This is a genomic window from Eggerthella hominis (assembly GCF_014287365.1).
Classification (GTDB): domain Bacteria; phylum Actinomycetota; class Coriobacteriia; order Coriobacteriales; family Eggerthellaceae; genus Eggerthella; species Eggerthella guodeyinii.
Map to the genome: position 1 here is coordinate 1,067,839 of NZ_JACOOA010000001.1, position 17,295 is coordinate 1,085,133.

The window sequence follows — 17,295 nt, forward strand, 5'->3', positions numbered from 1 at the left end:
CGGTACCGGGCTGAACATCCGAAGAAAGGATAGAAGAATGATGACTAGGCAAATGCAGATCAATCTGGAATTGATTATGAATACAATTCAGCAACAAGGTAAGGACATTTCCGCGATCTTGACTCAAGTGAGCGAGAACAATCTCTCGAGCGCCTTTGAGGCTTTTGAAACGAATACCCCCCCCCCGTCGATGAAAACAGCGTGTGCAGGGGGCGCTTTTTTGAACGGATCGCGGATATTGTCAATGCTCGAAGAAACGCTCAGAGCAAGATGCGACAAGTATACGAGCGGGATGAATACCTATTCAGAATGGCTGTTGATCCTGAAAACGAACTAACCGAAGAACAGAAAAAGGATATTGCAGAATTTTGGGATCGATACTCTTTCGCCTACAAGAACAATCCTGAAACGCAAAGATATTTCTCAGGCATATCCGGCGCATTCAATGCCTCCTATATCGGATTCGGCCTTCAGTACTATTACCTCAATCGTTATTGGAACCACATCACGGTTGCGCTCATTCGAAACAAGAACTTTTTGGATCTCGTTTTTCCCCAGGCAAAGCACCCGAAAACCATTATCCGTAATATGTGGGCACGCTATTATACGGAAGATCGACGGCTGATTACGCGACAAGAGGCAATCGACATTGTCACCGCCGAACTGCGAAAGCCAACCACCCGGCAGCTCATTATCAAACCGGACGACGGAGAAGAGGGCAAGGGCATCGAATTCCTTGACAAGAACTCTGATGCAGAGGCGATCAATCACGTGTTCTCCCGCATGAAGGAGAAGTTTATTTGCCAGGAAGTCATAAAGAACCATGAATCATATGCGGCGGCACACCCCGACTCCCTGAACACGCTCAGAATCGCAACGCTTTTCATAAAAAACGAAGTGAGACTTATTGGAACCGTATGGAGAATGGGAGGTACCGACAAAAAGGTTGACAACTGGGCTGCTGGGGGCATCGCTTGCAGCGTGAACGAAGACGGCATCTGCGCTTCATTTGCAGTCGACCATCACGGGGTTCGGTACGACAGGCATCCAAGCGGATTCGAATTTGCTGGACACAAGCTGTACAACTATCAGAAAGCGGTCGACAAAGCAAAGCAGCTCCACTCCACAATACCCCAGCTACGCTATATCTCGTGGGATTTCGCTATCGACGAGCAAGGCGAAGCCATTCTCATCGAGCTCAACTGCTGCGGCTCCGCAGAACTCCTCGAAATGAACGGAATACCCTCTTATATCGACAAGGAAACGCTGAAACCCATTCTGGATGACATTCTCATCAAACGATTCTTCTACGATCGTGCGAACTGGAACTGGGATTATCGAGAGTATTGCGATCACGTGGAAATTGTAAGATACGCAGGCCAAGCGCTATCGGTAAAAGTTCCGGAAACGCTTCGAGGTAAAAAGGTAACCAGGATTCTCGGACGAGCTTTCGCCGGCAAGGAGGTGACCTCTATCTGTATCCCGTCATCCGTTGCCAACATAGACAAGAACGCATTCGCGGGAGTACCGAAAGACTGCACGGTCTCGATCAGCCATTCAACAACAGAGCTTCCCAAAATATAACTCCGGAACGACCGCTCCGAGATTGTCTCCTTACGATCAAAAGGAGACAATCTCGGAGAAAGGAACGCATGTACCGCTTTCGAGAACGCAACGACTCTCAACTGCAGATTTCGCACGAAGAACGCACCGAGGCTCCAGGCATACTCCATCCCCCAGGTAAACCCCGTCTTCCACAATGCACCAATCTCCAATGGAACAGTTCAAGCCAATAACCACATCATGACCAATATATACGCCTTTGCCAATACGCGTGCCCGAGTTGACAAAGCTTCCCTGGCTCACAAGAGAGGCATCATCAACCTCCACATCTTTTCCTAGCATAGCGCTGTTGGCGATAAAGGATTCCAAATTGGCTTCCTGTTCGACCAGAGCATTGTAAGCATATTCTCGAGCTTCCGGCGTAGCCCCAGCCAAAATGAAACGATCAGTCTCAGTAAAGGGAAAATGTGAGTGAAGCGAGCCTTCGTAATAAACCGCGTCGAGAGCATTCTCCAGCTCATCGCTCTCGCAAATAAAGCCCTTCACGTACATTCCCTGGCGCAAATGCATAGCGGTATTAGTCATGCGATAGGCCGATTCTCCCGACCCGACAATGTAAACATGACCACAGGTACCGCGATGATGTCCTTTCCAGATGTAAGGTTTAAGATTGAGAGTGCCCTCTTTGAACTTTGGCGTGCTTTCGAAAGGTTCGGGACGCCTCACCACCATCCCACCTTGATGAGCTCGAGCATCGTACTCTTCGACGGTCTCCTCCCGATTCATTACCTTGAATACATGCCGCCACATATGAGCGAGATTGTCTGGATAATATGATTCCATGATCCAATCGCACACGTCCGATACTGCCTTTTTCGATGGCTTTTCAAGAAATTCCTCTGTACTCATGTAGGCAATATCGTCTGTCGCGAAGACTTCGTATCCGAGATCCTTCAATCGCTTGTAGGTTGGATTTGCTCGAGGAAGAAACACCTTGTTCCCCACATAAAGCAAGCGGAGGATATTGCCAAGGCCATTCTGGCGTTCACTACCGAATATAGCTATATCCATATTCCAAAGAAAACGAGTGTAGGCATCGGTCGGCATCATTGAATACAAAACATGTGAGCGACTCTCAAAAAGCTCCTCGGACCGCTCAACAACCAAATCCCGATAATCGCTTGGATTACCCTCCCAATCGTCAGCTGTCCCATAAGCGAGAGGCAGATAGTATTCGAAATCCTCACAGTCGACTGCAGCTAAGCTGTCGAGAATTGAAAGATGGTTGTTGAAGCTATGGGAATTGTGTTCCACCTGAATGAATGTCTTGCCAGTACCTCGATCTCCGGCTATTCTCATCCCTTCAAGCTCGCGAAACGATTCTTTACTCATGGGAAGGTTCGCTCGTACGCACACCCCATGAGCATTGAGCTCTCTCAGATATTTAGTCCTGTCATCCTCTTCCAGACAAACCACGGTATTGAATCCCCGGCGTGCTGCACGATGGGCCCAGTTCTTAACCCTTGCCGACAATGAGCCACCCTTTATCTGCCAGTTATGCAGATCCATGCCCCAAACAATCCATGTCGACTTTTTCCTAACACGCGGATGCACAGCAAGGAATAACGCATACCTATGAGGGACGATAAAACTGTACCAAATGACATGGTCATATTCTTTGATCAATTTTCGTAGGTTTTTGAGCTTCTTCACTCCATCGCCCGACAGGCCAAATCTATTATCGGCATCGAACAGCTCTGCTTCACCATTAGGAATAGGACGTATCGATACGAAATCATGCTGATCCGCTTCAGCGAAATTATCCTCAATAAAGTTTACGTATGTAGTCATCATTCTTATACTTGGCGGGATAATATGAAGATACTTCATCGCTTCCTCTGCTTTATCGACTTTTCGCTTTCAGATTCATAACATTACCTACTGCAGTACGATTCGCACATGCCTGCCCAAATCGTTCATCACGTCCAGCTTTTCCTGCTCCTTTTCAAAATGCAGGAAGGCAAACCCGAATGCCTTGTCGCATGTCACAAACCGCTTGACTTCATCACCTGGCTCGACAAACATGCACTCTTTCACGAGACTATTCCTAGCCGTTGAAGAATAGTCAACATGCGAGAACACGCCATCCTGCGAAGAATGAAACACGACGAGGCCCCAGAAGCCTCCTTCTTCTCCATCGAGAGCTATCTCGCTGCCCGGTCGTTCCCCCATCGCCATGCGCAAAGTCGCTTCAACGATATCGCCGCGTGCAATCATCGATATAAAGTCGGGTAGCATGTTGCCACCGTTTCGAGGTCCGGCATCAAGGAAGAATAATCTGCCATCTGCGTCGATGATCATTTCGATGTTGAAAGACCCTGCTTGCATGCCGCTCGCATGAATCAGCGCAGCAATCTCTTCTTTCACTATAGATTTCTGGGCATAGTCGAGCTCGAGAGGGTAGCTGTAAGCCGCCGGTAGAAGAGGGTTTGACTCCGTATCCCGAATGCTGTTGATTAGGCCCCATGTCACCACTTCGCCTCCCGAAACCGTCAGCTCGGCTTCAACAACATGCTGGTGAGCCCTTTCGATGAACTCTTCGATGATCAACACTCTATTCCGCGAATAAACTTTCGCCGCTTCAACGGCACCTTCCAGCTCGTTCCGCGAGCGAACAATGGTGACACCCTTGCTACCAGAAGAATCCGTAGGCTTCACAACCACCGGGAAGCGAAACGCCTCGACAGCATCAGCAGCAACCCCTTCGTCTACATTGAATTCGAGCGATCTCGGAACATTGAACCCATTATCCGAAAGAAAGGTGCGAAAACGATGCTTCTCGCAAAAATTCAAAGCCATTGAGTACCGCAGTCCAGGTAAATCAAGTTCCTCAGACACGAAAGACGCAGTGGGGGCTGCAGGATCCGAAGCGTACGCGACAATGCCGTCAACACACTCCTTACGCGCTACCGAAAGCACGGCTTCCTTATCCGTCGTGCTCACCAAATAGAACGAATCAGCGTACGCTTGCCCTGGGTTATCTTCAAGATAATCACACAGCACAGTACGATACCCAAGCTTGCACGCCGTCTCTATAGCAATGATTTGCTGCTCGGAGCCACCAAGCAATAGTACGGCTGGGTTCATAGCATTCCTCTTTTCAGGTTCTTTGATCAGTGCAGACTAAACTCAAAGCTCAACGAGAACAAGCCGAGATGACATCGCATATCACATCGACGTCCGAGAGGTTCAAGTCAGCGTAAAGCGGAAGGGTAAGCACGCGAGAAGATACATCCCTCGCGATGGGAGTGGCTCTCGAATCATACGATTCGCGGTAGCAGTCGAAATCGGTGATCAGCGGGAAGAAGTACTTGCGCGCAAAAATACCCTCGTTGGCCAAGGCTGAAGCCAGGTCGTCTCTCGAAATACCGAACTGATCCTCAATCACGATTGGCATATAGGCGTAGTTGTGCTTGACCCCCATCGGAATGGAGCACAACCGCACGCCTTCTACACGCGAAAGACGCTCGTTGTAGCGCTCCACCACTAATCGGCGCTTGGCGATCTCGCTATCCACGTGGCGAAGGTTGCATAATCCCATCGCCGCTGAGAACTCATTCATCTTTGCATTCGTACCAACAAAATCAACCGTTTCAGAATCAGCTAGCCCAAAATTTTTGCATCGCTCAAGCATGTCACTCAAAGCGGCATCGCTATATACTACAGCCCCACCTTCAATGGTATTGAACACCTTCGTCGCATGGAATGAGAACATCGATGCGTCGCCAAATTCCGATACAGGAACACCATTCCTTTTCACGCCGAACGCATGCGCAGCATCGTAGATCACCTTTAAGCCATATCTATCGGCGATACGGCCGATAGCCTCCGTATCACAGAGGTTTCCATACACGTGAACGGGCATGATCGCGCAAGTGCGAGAGGTGACAAGGCTCTCGACGCTCGCTGGATCAATCGTATAATCATCTCGATTGATGTCGGCAAATACCGGAGTCAGCCCTCGACGTACAATTGCGTGGGTCGTGGAGGCAAACGTGAAAGGTGTGGTGATAATTTCGCCTTCCAAGTGCATCGCCTCGAGCAGACATTCAAGCGCAGCATGCCCATTGGTGAACAAGGAGATGTTCTTCGCCCCCAGGTAGTGCAATAGATCTGTTTCGAGCTGCAGATGCTTAGCTCCCCTATTTGTGAGCCAATGAGACTCCCAAAGCGGAGCTATTTCCTCAATGTACTCTTCCAGTAAAGGCATGGAGGAATGCGTTACGAATATTTTTCGCTTATCCATGATCATCGTCTTTCAACATGCGTGCGTCAGGAATCAGGGTATCCACATAAAACCGGGCCTACATTGCGCAAATGTTCCCAAGCTGTAATTTATGCATAGACTCATTTTACTATATCTTGCCGAAAATGATGCCGCCCGGAACAACAGACACAATAACCGACACGAACAATCGCGCCTTCGAGAACGAATCAGCGGCTCATCGTTGATAAGGCAAATTCTACAATCGCCAAAGCAGGGTCGTCGCTTGCGCCCTCGAAAGAATCTCCCACGAACCTTTCGAACTGATCGAACGGATAGCTATCCGGATCGTTGCGCCACGCATCAAGCTTTGCCACAAGCTCCTGAGCGCTGAAAGCGACCAGATCGGGGCACAAGAGAGCCGGATCGGAGTTCAAGCCCGGAGAACGACGATAATGATCGATATCGGGAATATAAAACACAGCGCGCTTGCCTAGCAAATAGGCCTCATAGACGATCGACGAGTAATCGGTTATCACATACTCTGCGTTGAGAAGTGCAGGCGGAACGCCGAGAGAAGCCTCTTCGCCCGTTTCGAGGGGGTGAAACGCCCACAGAGACTCGTAGCGTTCGGAATCGAATAAGTGGTCGCGAACGCCATGCAGATCTCGAAAAGGATGTGCGGTTTTGTCATATTTTCGTACTGTGGGAACAAAAAGCAACGATGTTAGCGAGGCGTTGCAGGAGCCGGCAACCACATCTCGAATCTCGATGAGCTTTCGGTATTCGGGACGGCAAAGCGGGAGCACCCTGTTTCGAGGGTACGAGAACGCTTCTGCAAAAGCATCACGAGCGCCCTCGCCCGAGCAAATTACCCAGGAATAGTTACGGTGTATCCTGAAGAGAGCGGCTTCCTGATCGGAATGGCCCTCCGAAACATCAATGGTCTGGTAACCAAACTTCTTGAATGCACCGAATGCGTGCCATAGCTGCAGAATCACCGGAACACGCGGGAATTCTCGATGTCGTGCCGAATCAACTTCTTTTGAAGGTTCGCAGTCAAAGCGAATTAGGCTGACGACAGGATCGTACCGATCAAGAACGCACACCCTGCAACGTGCCAAATGATACGTCTCTTTGAGCGTATGAAAAGCATAAGCGACTAGCGTTTTTCTTGTAAGCCGTCTTGCAAGGTACACAGGACGACAACCTCGCTTTTGAAACTCTGCTCCGCACTCTAGGAAATCCAAAGAAGGTTTCTCGGACTGCCTTGAAACAAAAAGGACCTCGTCGCGCCGACCAAGCAACCCAAAAAGTCGATACAGCGCATTGAACACAGCCTTAGCGCAAGTTACGAGCAGTTTCTTAAAACTCACCCTGGCAACCTTACCTTATACGTTCCACTGCATGACGGTCTTCCCCATGGGCTTGCATACATCGGCTTCGAAAGCGCTTGTCATATCTTGCGTGGTTCGAACGGGGATCACATCACCGACCAGTGACTTCAAATACTCGAGCATCGAAGGATGCTCTTGGTACAGCTGGACAGTTCGCAAAAAATCCGCTCTGCCGCTTCTACTGCTACCGAACAACCTCAGTCCCTTCTCCAGAACCATGCGTGTGTTTACGGGCACCGGATTCTCGCTCACGCCCAATAGCGAAATCGTCCCTTCAGGCTTGACGAGATCAATGATCTGCTCAATTGCCTTAGCGCTTCCGTATCCACCACAGCATTCAAACGCATGGTCTACCGTAGGGAGGTCGGCCGCTTCATGCGACAAGCAAACGCGATCAGCGAACGTGAAGTCAGCCAACTTGAAACTATTGCGCCCGAACACGACAATCAACATGTCAGGATACAGCATTCTCAGAACCAAAGCGACAATAAAGCCCAGGTTCCCATCACCCCAAACCCCTACGACATCACGGCGTTCATGGGCAATAGCTTCGAAACGGGTAACCGCATGTACGGCGACGCTAACCAATTCAGTGAATGCGGCGATATTCGCATCGACGCCCAAAGGCAAAGCAACTAGGCGGGAAGGGGGCATCACTAGGTACTCTTGCATGAAACCATCGAACCCGCTCCCGCAGAATTCGCTGCTGGAAAGGTAATTCTCTGCCACATGCTCGCTGGACTCGTGCGGGTTGTTCGGCAAAAGTACTACGCGGTCTCCTCGGCTGAACAAACCAGTTGGATCTTCGACCACCGTGCCGATACCTTCGTGGATAAGAGACATAGGCAGTTTTTTCGAAAGCGCCTCAACACTTCTCTTCCCCAGATAATAGCGCATATCAGCATTGCATATCGAAAGGTGTGTCGGACGCACGATCGCGCGCTTCCCCTGCGTCGAAACGTCGATTTCCACCGGTTCGAACATACGTGGAGCGATCAGCCTATACACACAGTTGAGCACTGCTACTCCCCTATCAGCGCTTCAGCAATACGCATATCCTGAGGATACGTGATCTTCATGTTAGAGACGTCCCCCGGCACCAGCACGACCCTCTCACCGTTAACCACGAATATCTTGCATGCATCGGTCAGAGAACCCTTCTCCGATTCGGTCAACTGCTCCATGTAAGCTTTCAACTTAGGCAAGTTGAACGATTGCGGAGTTTGACCCTGATAGAGCTTGCTGCGGTCGGGAATGGACGAAATGGTATCGGCATCGCAGCTTTCCACGATCGTATCGGTTGCAGGAACAACGGTGTTGCACGCGCCATGTAAACAAGCCGCTTTCACGTTATCCTCGATAATGCGATACGATACAAAAGGCCTGACTGCATCGTGAGTGACGATCACGTCATCACAAGCGGAGCCATATCGTCCCTCAAAGTAGCGAAGTGCATTCAGAATGGTATCGCTCCGCGTAGGACCGCCTTCCAACACAGTGACAGCTCCAGCATAATGCGGGGAGTGTTTCTCGATCAGGTCACGCGTTTGGCGCATCCACGTAGGGGGGCTCAATACCGCAACTTCGCAGAACAAGCCAGTCATACAGAATTTTTCAACAGTGTGCACGAGAATAGGTTTGCCCCCAAGCAGATAGAACTGCTTCGGCTTGTCTGGATTTCCCATGCGCGCACCCGATCCACCCGCTAAGATCGCAGCGAAAACACGTCCGTCTCCCGTTCGATCAGACATCGCCCACTCCTAGTAATTCTCTTCGTAGTACGCCGTCGCATCGTTTATGCTGCCGTCGAAGACTTTCGCTCCTTCATCCAAAACAATGCCCCGACTGCAGAATTCCTTGGCCGTTGCAGATGCATGCGTAACGAACAGCACGGTCACGCTCTCGTCCATCATGATCTCGCGGATGCGCTCGATGCACTTGCGTTGAAAAGCACGGTCGCCCACCGACAACGCCTCGTCGACCACCAGTATCTCCGGATCGATAGCCACCGCGAATGCGAATCCCAAACGCGCTTTCATACCACTCGAATACGTTCGCATCGGCTGATCGATGTAGAGGCCCAACTCAGCGAAATCGATTACGGCCGGCTCAATCCTGCCGACCTCTTTTTTGTTTAGTCCGAGAATCTGTCCGCGCAGAGCAATATTCTCGCGCCCCGTTAACTGCATATCGAAGCCGGCCGTCAGCTCAAGTAGCGCGCTTACGCGACCTTCCACCTCCACCTCGCCAGAGGTGGGATGGGTCACGCCTGTCACCATCTTGAGAGCCGTGCTCTTACCAGCACCGTTGCGACCCAAAAAGGCAACCGCTTCGCCCTTTTTAATTTCAAATGACAAGTTCTTGCTTGCATCGACGCTGCCCAGGAACATGCCTTTCTTCTTGTAGTTGAAGATGCCAAGAAACCTGCCTCGATCATTCTTGTAGAGATTGTAGGTCTTCGTCACGCTATCGAAGCGGATGACGACCTCATCGCTCACGCTGGTCTTATGGAGCGATTTCGCATCTCCCAACGAAGAAGAGAGTCCGCTAGAGGACATCGGCCACCTCCTCGTTGAACTTCTTGTACACGAACACCGCCGCAACAAGCGTGACTACGAACGTCGTAGCAAAACCTGCACAGAGCAGCGGATTTTCCCAGAACCACACTTTGTCGTAAAACGCTCCGCGAAACGAAGTCACGAAGAACGTGATAGGGTTGAAGTACAGGATCGCCTGTATCCACTCTACGGGCACGCTCTTAACATTGAAGATGACACCCGATAGCCAAAAAAACGGCGTGGACATAGCATGCATAAGGTTCGCGACATCTTTGCTGATGGCAGAAAGCTGGCTGAACAGGATAGATGCCAAATCCCAGAACACGAACATGAGAAGCAATAGCAACGGAACCTGCAGCAAGTACACATCAAACGGCATCCCGCAAGCGAAGTAAATGACGAATAGCGCAACCATGAGCATAAGCTGCACAATCATAGTTGCCGCCGTGAAGATGGTGGATATACCGCTGAGCGGAAACTTTATCTTGTTCACCAAATACGGGTAACGATGCATGACATCAATGCCGGCACCGAGCATATCCTGCATGAAAAACCAGGGTATCAAACCCGCGCATAGCCACAAGATGTACGGCGGGGCACCCGCGTCCGATGATCCGCTTCCCACGCGAAGACCCACGTCGAGCGCAAACCAGAAGCAGAAGATGTACATACCGGGCTTGATGAAGAACCACGCCCAGCTCAATACGGCTCCGCGAGACTTCTTAACCAACTCGAAGATGGCCAGACGCCCAATCTGCTTTCGCCACTCCCAATTGTCCCTCAATATCGTTGCAAGAGCACTCAGCACAACACTCCCATTCAACATCGCGTATAGACAAAGTCACATGATAGCATAGCGGGCCGAGGGCCTCGATGCCCGTCCTAGGAGTGGGAAGGAAGCTCGACTATTTCCGAAGGGTCCCCTCCCGCATCAACGACTTCCATAAGCTCCGCCCATGCTTCGACATCTTCTTCAACCACCCACAACCCATCAGCGTTTTCGGCGCCTCGATAAGGCCCTGTACATGAGTGTATAACCACTTCTTCTTTATGTGTGATGAAGTCAATCATAAGGTAACCCACAGCAGCCATGTCCAAGTTGGTGCTCGTGTTCTCCTCGAGATCCACCAACACGCCGTTTGCGGTTTTTTCGCTGTCAAGATCAAGTACCTTTTGTATCATGGCGATCTCGAGATTGCGCACGTTGATCTGACGTAGCGCTTCCTGATTGTCACCGTATTCCTTGCGCGCGCGAGCCAGCACTAGAGCTTCCGACCCATCGAGATACCGATCCTCCCCCGCTTTTACCGTAACGTCTTCCGCGGTCATCGGATCAGGTACTTTGATATCCTTCGGCACGTCCACCACGATGCCTCCCATTGCATCGATTAGCGCCTCGAAGGACGTAAAAGTTGTCATCATGTAATATGGTATCTCGACGCCCGTCAGTTTCTCGGCCTCGTCCACTACCTTTTGAGGATCGTTGTCAAGGAGCGCATCGTTGATCCGTGAAGACGACCCTTCTAAAACGGTATCGCGAGGAATGGACACAAGCGTAATAAGATACGTCTCCGGATCGACGCGCATAAGCGTCATAATGTCGGAGTGTTGGTCAAGCTGCGCGTGGTCGGCCTTGTTTCCCGTATACAACGCCGTCCCTTTACGCGAATCAGAGCCGATCAACAGTACGTAAAACGGATCGGTTGAAGAGACGCTGGCAATGGAAGCGTTGCCAGTCTCCGCTTGATCGGCAACGCCATCCAAGAAAGCGACCAATCCAACGAATACCAGAGACAGGACAACAACCACTGCGACGGTGACCGCAGCAGTTCGCGTCGACTGCCTTTTCTGTGCTTCTGATACTTCAGCCATGGCCTCTGCAGCTTATCGTTGGTGGCGCGGAACACGAGGACCGCGTTTTCCCTTGTTGTCGTAATGATGCCGCAAGACCGGTTTGAAAAGACCGAATTTCCATATAACGAAAAACAAAACCACAGCAAAAGCAAGGGAGACGATCCAGCGCACCGGCCCTGAAAAGCTTCCCATGAGGCATCCTACCACCGCGAGAGCAGCAGTGCACAACCACAGTACGGCAACAGATCGTCTCTGGCTTAAACCCGCGCGCATCAACCGGTGATGAACGTGCCCCAAATCAGCATGCCCGACGGATTGGTGGGCACGTCCGCGCCTGATGATTGCAGAGATCGTATCAAGCACGGGAACACCCGCAATCACTAGAGGCACAAGCATGATCATAAAACTCTGCGTGCGCACCACGCCCACAACCGAAACGATGCCGACGATCAGGCCTAATAAATGAGAACCCGAATCCCCCATGAACACCGAAGCAGGGAAAAAATTGAATCGTAGGAAGGCCAGGCATACCGCGATGAGCGCCAAACATACCAGGACGAGCGTGAAGCTTCCGCGCACCCAAACCAGATACATGAGACTCGCCGAAACGATGGCCACCAGACCCGAAGCGAGACCGTCCAACCCATCGATGAGGTTCGTAACGTTTACGAACACTACCAAATACAGCACAGTAAGGGGATAGTCCAACCAACCTAACGTAAAGTAGTCGCCCACACCCAGGGTTCGCACCGCACCAACGGTAATGCCCGAAAGTGCGACGACAGCTGCGGCAACGATCTGGCCCACGAACTTTACACCCGGTGAGAGCTGGGTGATATCGTCCACCAGCCCCACAGTGAACATAGCGGTAACGCCAACATACAGCAAAATATAATTGATGTCGCTCAAAATGTATAAGTCATGCAGATCCCAGTCGAAAAACCGCACGCCGAGGAACATGGTGAAACAAGCAGCTATCAGACCGACGTACAGCGCGATCCCCCCGCACCGGGGAACCGGCCCCCTATTGACGCGCCGATAGCCCGGATAATCGATAGCCCCTATTCTTACGGCAATCTTCTTGGAAACGGGCACCATGAGATACGTGACCGCAAAGGCCACGCAAAACACTATTGCAGCTTGGTACCATTCCATGGAAGACCTGTGAACCCTATCTCTTCTTGCTCAAAACGGCGAAGCGACCTGATCAAAACGAACCCAACTTATGCATTATAGCAGCATCGAGTGATATCAAACCTTGCATACACGAAGTACGATGGCGAACGATACTCTTGGATTGAATGAAAGGCGGAGGAATCGATTCAGGCCCCTCCGCCTAATCGGGCATTCTATGTTGCCTTGATCGCCTTAGAAATATACGATGCCGTCGCCCCAGAAACCGCCGCCTCTCCCCCAAAAACAAAGGTGCGGTAGATTGCCTTCTTTTGCCTTTTCACAAAAGCATCGATCGTGCTTCTGTTGGCGTCGTCAACCAGCACTAGCACTGCGCCTTTCTTCCCGCACAACGCAGACCCCGTGAGAGCGTCGTAATACGATCTCCCTGTCGCGATGCCCATATTGTCGGCCTTCATTCCCTGGCTCACGCACCAAGAAGCTATCTCCGAAGACGTCTCGTACGCCGTCGCGCCGCTCAAACGAACTACAGATATGCCCCTGAGCTGAGATTCGACTGATTTCGAAACCGCAGCAGTACCGCCTACGATCACCACACGAGTGAAACCCCCCGACTTCACAGCCGAAAGCGTTTCCTGATCGAGCTTGTGCGTAAAGGCGTTGGCCAAAAAAATTGGGGCTTTCTTGGCATACGCGTACGGCGATATGGAGAGCGCATCCTGGAACGTCGCCGATGTTGCCACGATAGCCGTCTTCCCCCAGCTTCCTTTGCCGGAACGATACAACGCCAAACCCGTATCGATTGCGGTGAGCCCCGACAAACGCTGAACGCTCTTGACGCAGGATATCCTCTTAAGCGAAGTTTCTACCCTGCTCGAAACCGCTGCGTTGCCGCCAGCAACGACAACCTTCGATGCACCTAAGCGCTTGATTTCCGAAGCCGCTTGAGAGCTAAGGGCATTCGGATCGGTCAATAGTACGGGGCATCGTTTCAACCCCGCAAGGGCAGAAGCCGTTAGGGCGTCCCAATACCCGTTCATCGTCGCAACCACCACCGTGTCACACGAACCTTTAGCAAACCCTTCCTGCACAATACTCGAAGTAGTATCCAGAGCAGTGTTTCCGGCCTTTCGAACCAGTTGTTTCTTGGTCGATTCGACGATGCTGAACCCGATTGATTTCGATCCGGAAATCGATCCCTTTCCCGTTACCACGACGCTACCGGACCCTACGGTAGCGTTGTTCTTGTAGGAAAGCGTGTAATCCTTGTCCTTCTCGAGGACTTCGTATACCCGGATGCCATCCCATTGCGACGCGCAACCCTGGCATTGCCCCACCCTCCCGGCGTACATGATGAGCTTGCCCGTCTTCGAAGGAACGATTGTTTTCGACTGCTTCGATTTCGAGAAAGAATACGTATGCTCGACGATGGTGCGATTGCTTTCGAAATCATACAGGAGCATGTCGGCTCCTGAGGCATTGCCGGCGAGCTTCGATACGCTATCCACTTCGACCAAGTAGGTTTTTCCAGCCTCCAGCGTGCACGTTTCGGCATAGGTCCAGCCTCCAGACGACGTCCCAGACCCGGGCACGCGCAACGCTCCTAAAGCATATGCGAGTCTCTTGATGGTAGGCTTAGGCGATATCGCGCTCCCGGTGAACGTGTAAGACTCATTCACCCCCGTAACCACCAAACCGGAGCCGGCGAACGAGCTGGTCCCCCCGAACGGAACTAGGTTGAATTTCTGCGCATGGCTCTGATTCGCATGATACTGGTGGATCTGCGTGCCGGCAGCGACGTTTCCGCCATTCACGTCAAGGTACAGATTGCTGTTCTGATTGCGAAAGGTGAACGTGCCGTCGGCGCACCGCTCAACGTACCAGCGCTGGTTCGCGCCGTTATGGGCGTCCCATTGAACCGTGTTCGTATGATCGACAAGCCCACCGCCAGAGGCGTCGAGAGCTTTGCCCGAGCCAACATTGGTTATAAGATAAGTACCGTCAGTGTTCTTTTTCAGCTTGAACTGCTGGGCCACGTTGCCGTTGTTGTGCCACAGCTGCACTTGGGCACCGTTACTCTTTGACGCGTCATAAATGTCGAACGCGAACGCCGTGTTATAGGCACTGGTAATGAGGTACGTTCCGTCCGCAACGGTAGCAACCGAACCGTTCCGACCCGATTCGAAAGCCTTAGCTGCCAGCTGGTCCATACCGACCACATATCCATCGGGCGTATACCCCCAATACCAGTTATGGGTGGTGGGCTCAACCTTTATGATGGTCACCTGCTCGCCCTTCTTGACGACCCGACGCTGAGACGCCCATACGTTTTGATAGTACAGCGTCGTATCGGTCTTGGTTTTGTAAATACCCGGAGCGCTCCCCACCTGCACCATGCCGCACTGCGAGCATACGCCGCTCGAAAAAACATGCTTTCCAGCCGTGCCGTTAAACTTGAAGTCCGCCAAGTGAGCGTATCCGGTCTTACCCTTGTACGTAACCCTGCCGACATACCGGCCCCAGCTGCTCACTTTTACACCAGTCACCTTGAGCACCAAACCAGACGGTATGGTGATCTGCGACCCGGTATCCGGATTGTCCCCATTGAAAACGGAGGTATTTCGCACGGTCACGTACTCTCCGTCGCCTTCATGATAAACGTACTCCGCGCCGCAGCCGGAGCACACGCTCTTGAGGCCTTTCCAAACGAACGTGCAGTTTTGTCGCTCAGACGCCTTCGATGCCCCGCACGAGCAACGTCCATAGTTGACCGTGTGGTTAACGTCATTGTAATAGGATACGGCACTCACCGGGAAGCTGTGGGAATGAGTGTCTTGAGTCCATCGCAATACATAATAGACTTTATGGTTCTTGATCTGATTTAAATAGCGAAGCGAACCAGTGCCGTTCAAATAGCCCCCTGTTTTTATATTGACATTTGAACCCCATTTCTCAGTCACGCGAATTTCCGGATTCGTACCGCTCCCCACGCTATACACAATCGCCGCATGACCACCTTCTTGAGTATAAATGCGTATGAAATCCCCCACACGCAACCCTCCGGCAGCATTAATACTTCCGTACTTAGTCCACCCGCGATTTGCGTTTACATTATTACCATAACCATCAAGCGACGACCCACATGGATCAGTTCCTGTTAGCTGCCTCCCAATATACTTCGCATATCCCTGGCACTGGCCAGTTCCGTTGTACGTACGAGGAATCACCCTGTTCAAGTCAGCAGTAGTAAAACCTGTCGACATCGCCTCCGCAAAATCATCGAGCTTTTCGCTTCGACTCTCTCCGCTATCAGGATCGGCGTTGCTTGATTCGGCTCCTTCATTCTGGGATGAGTCTTTGCCTTCGGTCAGAGTATCATCATTCTTCAGGACACCGTCTCCATCTCCGGAAGGTTCTGGGGCGGCCTTCTCGTCTTCGACTATGGAACCATCGACCGAATCGTTGACGGCGTCGTCGGGGGTTGCTCCTGGATCGTCAGAAAGCATCCAAGAGGCATGTTTCTTGGCGAACTGGTCGTTCTCATCAGCGGCCATGAAGTCGTCGGTCACCAACGAGTACGCCCGATAGCACTCCCCGTCGCATTCCGAACCATGGTCCCCTGCGCAATGCTCGGCATACAAAACGGCGTCGGCGGCGGCATCGACGTGCAGCCACCTGTCGCCGATCTTCACAATATTCCAAGCATAGTTTTCCTCTACGTGTTCGACCACGACGCATTCGATATCCAGTTTCTGCATAATGAGTTCATACGCATACGCGAAACCCTGCGACGCGGCGACTTGATCAACCACGGCACCATAAGCGGTGAACAACCGCAAGTTCTCAGAAAGGCCCTCAACATCCTGCGCGTACGTCACGGCTTTGGCCAACGCATCATGGACAAGACGAGCCTTGTCCGCCGCTTCGGCATCGACGGCAACCTCATCCGCCATCCCAGCGATCGCCTGCTCGAGCATCTCCCCCTCGTCGATCTTCGCGGATCCGTCCGGCAAATCTCCCTCATCCGGCATTTCAGGGACGTCGCCCTGCCCTTCCTCCTCGCACGAAGCCAAATCGTCGCTCGAGGCGCCACCTTCCGTCCGGCCAATGGACGAAGAATCCTCAAACTTGTCGCCGACTTCGTCAGACGAACCTTTTTCGACGGCGCTTCCATGGACGAAAGAGCTAATATCATCGTACGCTTTAGAACTAACTGCACCTTCGCCCGCGTTTCCCGACCCTTCCAAACCCTCGCTTTCCGCACCTGATCGATTCCGATCTTCCGAATACGTCGAGCAATTCTCGAGTTCTTGGTCGGCATAGGCCGGAATGGGGCACAAGCCAATTGCCAGCACCACCGCGAGCAGAGCCTTTGCAGTACGCGACGAAACTCGTTTGTCCGTTCCGTTCATGGCATCCCCTTTATCCGCCCTTTCTCTACCCGTATTATAGAAAGGGAAGCTGCCCAACGAACGGTCGTTTGTTGCACGAAATATGTCGTTTGTTACATGCCCAGAGGGACGGG

At 51.8% G+C, this 17,295-nt stretch carries 13 protein-coding genes; 2 read left to right on the forward strand and 11 right to left on the reverse strand.

Features of this window, described 5'->3' with window-relative positions:
• The first annotated feature begins 37 nt into the window (after positions 1-37).
• Together H8S61_RS04665 and H8S61_RS04670 are read left to right on the forward strand one after the other, a co-directional pair.
• Positions 38-337: a hypothetical protein gene (locus H8S61_RS04665; protein ID WP_186938099.1), complete on the forward strand. Its 300-nt coding sequence runs from the start codon at positions 38-40 to the stop codon at positions 335-337.
• Positions 310-1,584, forward strand: a complete 1,275-nt coding sequence (locus H8S61_RS04670; RefSeq protein ID WP_186938100.1) for a sugar-transfer associated ATP-grasp domain-containing protein — start codon at positions 310-312, stop codon at positions 1,582-1,584. The genes H8S61_RS04665 and H8S61_RS04670 overlap by 28 nt, the downstream gene beginning before the upstream one ends.
• Positions 1,585-1,620: 36 nt before the next feature.
• Here the strand turns inward: H8S61_RS04670 and H8S61_RS04675 are convergent, their stop codons facing one another.
• From H8S61_RS04675 to H8S61_RS04725, 11 genes are all read right to left on the reverse strand, one after another.
• Positions 1,621-3,453, reverse strand: coding sequence for a TDP-N-acetylfucosamine:lipid II N-acetylfucosaminyltransferase family protein (locus H8S61_RS04675; RefSeq protein WP_186938101.1), 1,833 nt, complete (start codon positions 3,451-3,453; stop codon positions 1,621-1,623).
• A 48-nt stretch (positions 3,454-3,501) separates the two neighbouring features.
• Positions 3,502-4,710 carry an ATP-grasp domain-containing protein gene (locus H8S61_RS04680; RefSeq protein ID WP_186938102.1) on the reverse strand — a complete coding sequence of 403 codons (1,209 nt, stop codon included), beginning with the start codon at positions 4,708-4,710 and terminating at the stop codon, positions 3,502-3,504.
• 49 nt (positions 4,711-4,759) lie between these two features.
• Complete coding sequence (locus H8S61_RS04685) at positions 4,760-5,869, reverse strand: DegT/DnrJ/EryC1/StrS family aminotransferase (RefSeq protein WP_186938103.1); 1,110 nt, start codon at positions 5,867-5,869, stop codon at positions 4,760-4,762.
• A gap of 188 nt (positions 5,870-6,057) precedes the next feature.
• Complete coding sequence (locus H8S61_RS04690; RefSeq protein ID WP_186938104.1) at positions 6,058-7,203, reverse strand: CDP-glycerol glycerophosphotransferase family protein; 1,146 nt, start codon at positions 7,201-7,203, stop codon at positions 6,058-6,060.
• A 15-nt stretch (positions 7,204-7,218) separates the two neighbouring features.
• Positions 7,219-8,244, reverse strand: a complete 1,026-nt coding sequence (locus tag H8S61_RS04695; RefSeq protein ID WP_186938105.1) for an alcohol dehydrogenase catalytic domain-containing protein — start codon at positions 8,242-8,244, stop codon at positions 7,219-7,221.
• A gap of 2 nt (positions 8,245-8,246) precedes the next feature.
• Positions 8,247-8,975 carry an IspD/TarI family cytidylyltransferase gene (locus tag H8S61_RS04700; protein WP_186938106.1) on the reverse strand — a complete coding sequence of 243 codons (729 nt, stop codon included), beginning with the start codon at positions 8,973-8,975 and terminating at the stop codon, positions 8,247-8,249.
• A 9-nt stretch (positions 8,976-8,984) separates the two neighbouring features.
• Positions 8,985-9,782, reverse strand: coding sequence for an ABC transporter ATP-binding protein (locus H8S61_RS04705; RefSeq protein WP_186938107.1), 798 nt, complete (start codon positions 9,780-9,782; stop codon positions 8,985-8,987).
• Complete coding sequence (locus tag H8S61_RS04710; RefSeq protein WP_233789708.1) at positions 9,772-10,590, reverse strand: ABC transporter permease; 819 nt, start codon at positions 10,588-10,590, stop codon at positions 9,772-9,774. The genes H8S61_RS04705 and H8S61_RS04710 overlap by 11 nt, the downstream gene beginning before the upstream one ends.
• Before the next feature lie 74 nt (positions 10,591-10,664).
• Positions 10,665-11,654: an LCP family protein gene (locus tag H8S61_RS04715; RefSeq protein WP_186938108.1), complete on the reverse strand. Its 990-nt coding sequence runs from the start codon at positions 11,652-11,654 to the stop codon at positions 10,665-10,667.
• Positions 11,655-11,666: 12 nt separating this feature from the next.
• Positions 11,667-12,791, reverse strand: a complete 1,125-nt coding sequence (locus H8S61_RS04720; RefSeq protein ID WP_186938109.1) for a glycosyltransferase family 4 protein — start codon at positions 12,789-12,791, stop codon at positions 11,667-11,669.
• 194 nt (positions 12,792-12,985) lie between these two features.
• Complete coding sequence (locus H8S61_RS04725; RefSeq protein ID WP_186938110.1) at positions 12,986-17,182, reverse strand: RICIN domain-containing protein; 4,197 nt, start codon at positions 17,180-17,182, stop codon at positions 12,986-12,988.
• Positions 17,183-17,295 lie beyond the last annotated feature (113 nt).

Excerpts from the sequence above, each read along its gene's own strand:
- H8S61_RS04665 (WP_186938099.1), top strand. The coding sequence starts at position 38 with ATGATGACTAGGCAAATGCAGATCAATCTGGAATTGATTATGAATACA.
- H8S61_RS04670 (WP_186938100.1), top strand. The coding sequence starts at position 310 with ATGGCTGTTGATCCTGAAAACGAACTAACCGAAGAACAGAAAAAGGAT.
- H8S61_RS04675 (WP_186938101.1), bottom strand. The coding sequence starts at position 3,453 with ATGAAGTATCTTCATATTATCCCGCCAAGTATAAGAATGATGACTACA.
- H8S61_RS04680 (WP_186938102.1), bottom strand. The coding sequence starts at position 4,710 with ATGAACCCAGCCGTACTATTGCTTGGTGGCTCCGAGCAGCAAATCATT.
- H8S61_RS04685 (WP_186938103.1), bottom strand. The coding sequence starts at position 5,869 with ATGGATAAGCGAAAAATATTCGTAACGCATTCCTCCATGCCTTTACTG.
- H8S61_RS04700 (WP_186938106.1), bottom strand. The coding sequence starts at position 8,975 with ATGTCTGATCGAACGGGAGACGGACGTGTTTTCGCTGCGATCTTAGCG.
- H8S61_RS04705 (WP_186938107.1), bottom strand. The coding sequence starts at position 9,782 with ATGTCCTCTAGCGGACTCTCTTCTTCGTTGGGAGATGCGAAATCGCTC.
- H8S61_RS04715 (WP_186938108.1), bottom strand. The coding sequence starts at position 11,654 with ATGGCTGAAGTATCAGAAGCACAGAAAAGGCAGTCGACGCGAACTGCT.
- H8S61_RS04720 (WP_186938109.1), bottom strand. The coding sequence starts at position 12,791 with ATGGAATGGTACCAAGCTGCAATAGTGTTTTGCGTGGCCTTTGCGGTC.
- H8S61_RS04725 (WP_186938110.1), bottom strand. The coding sequence starts at position 17,182 with ATGAACGGAACGGACAAACGAGTTTCGTCGCGTACTGCAAAGGCTCTG.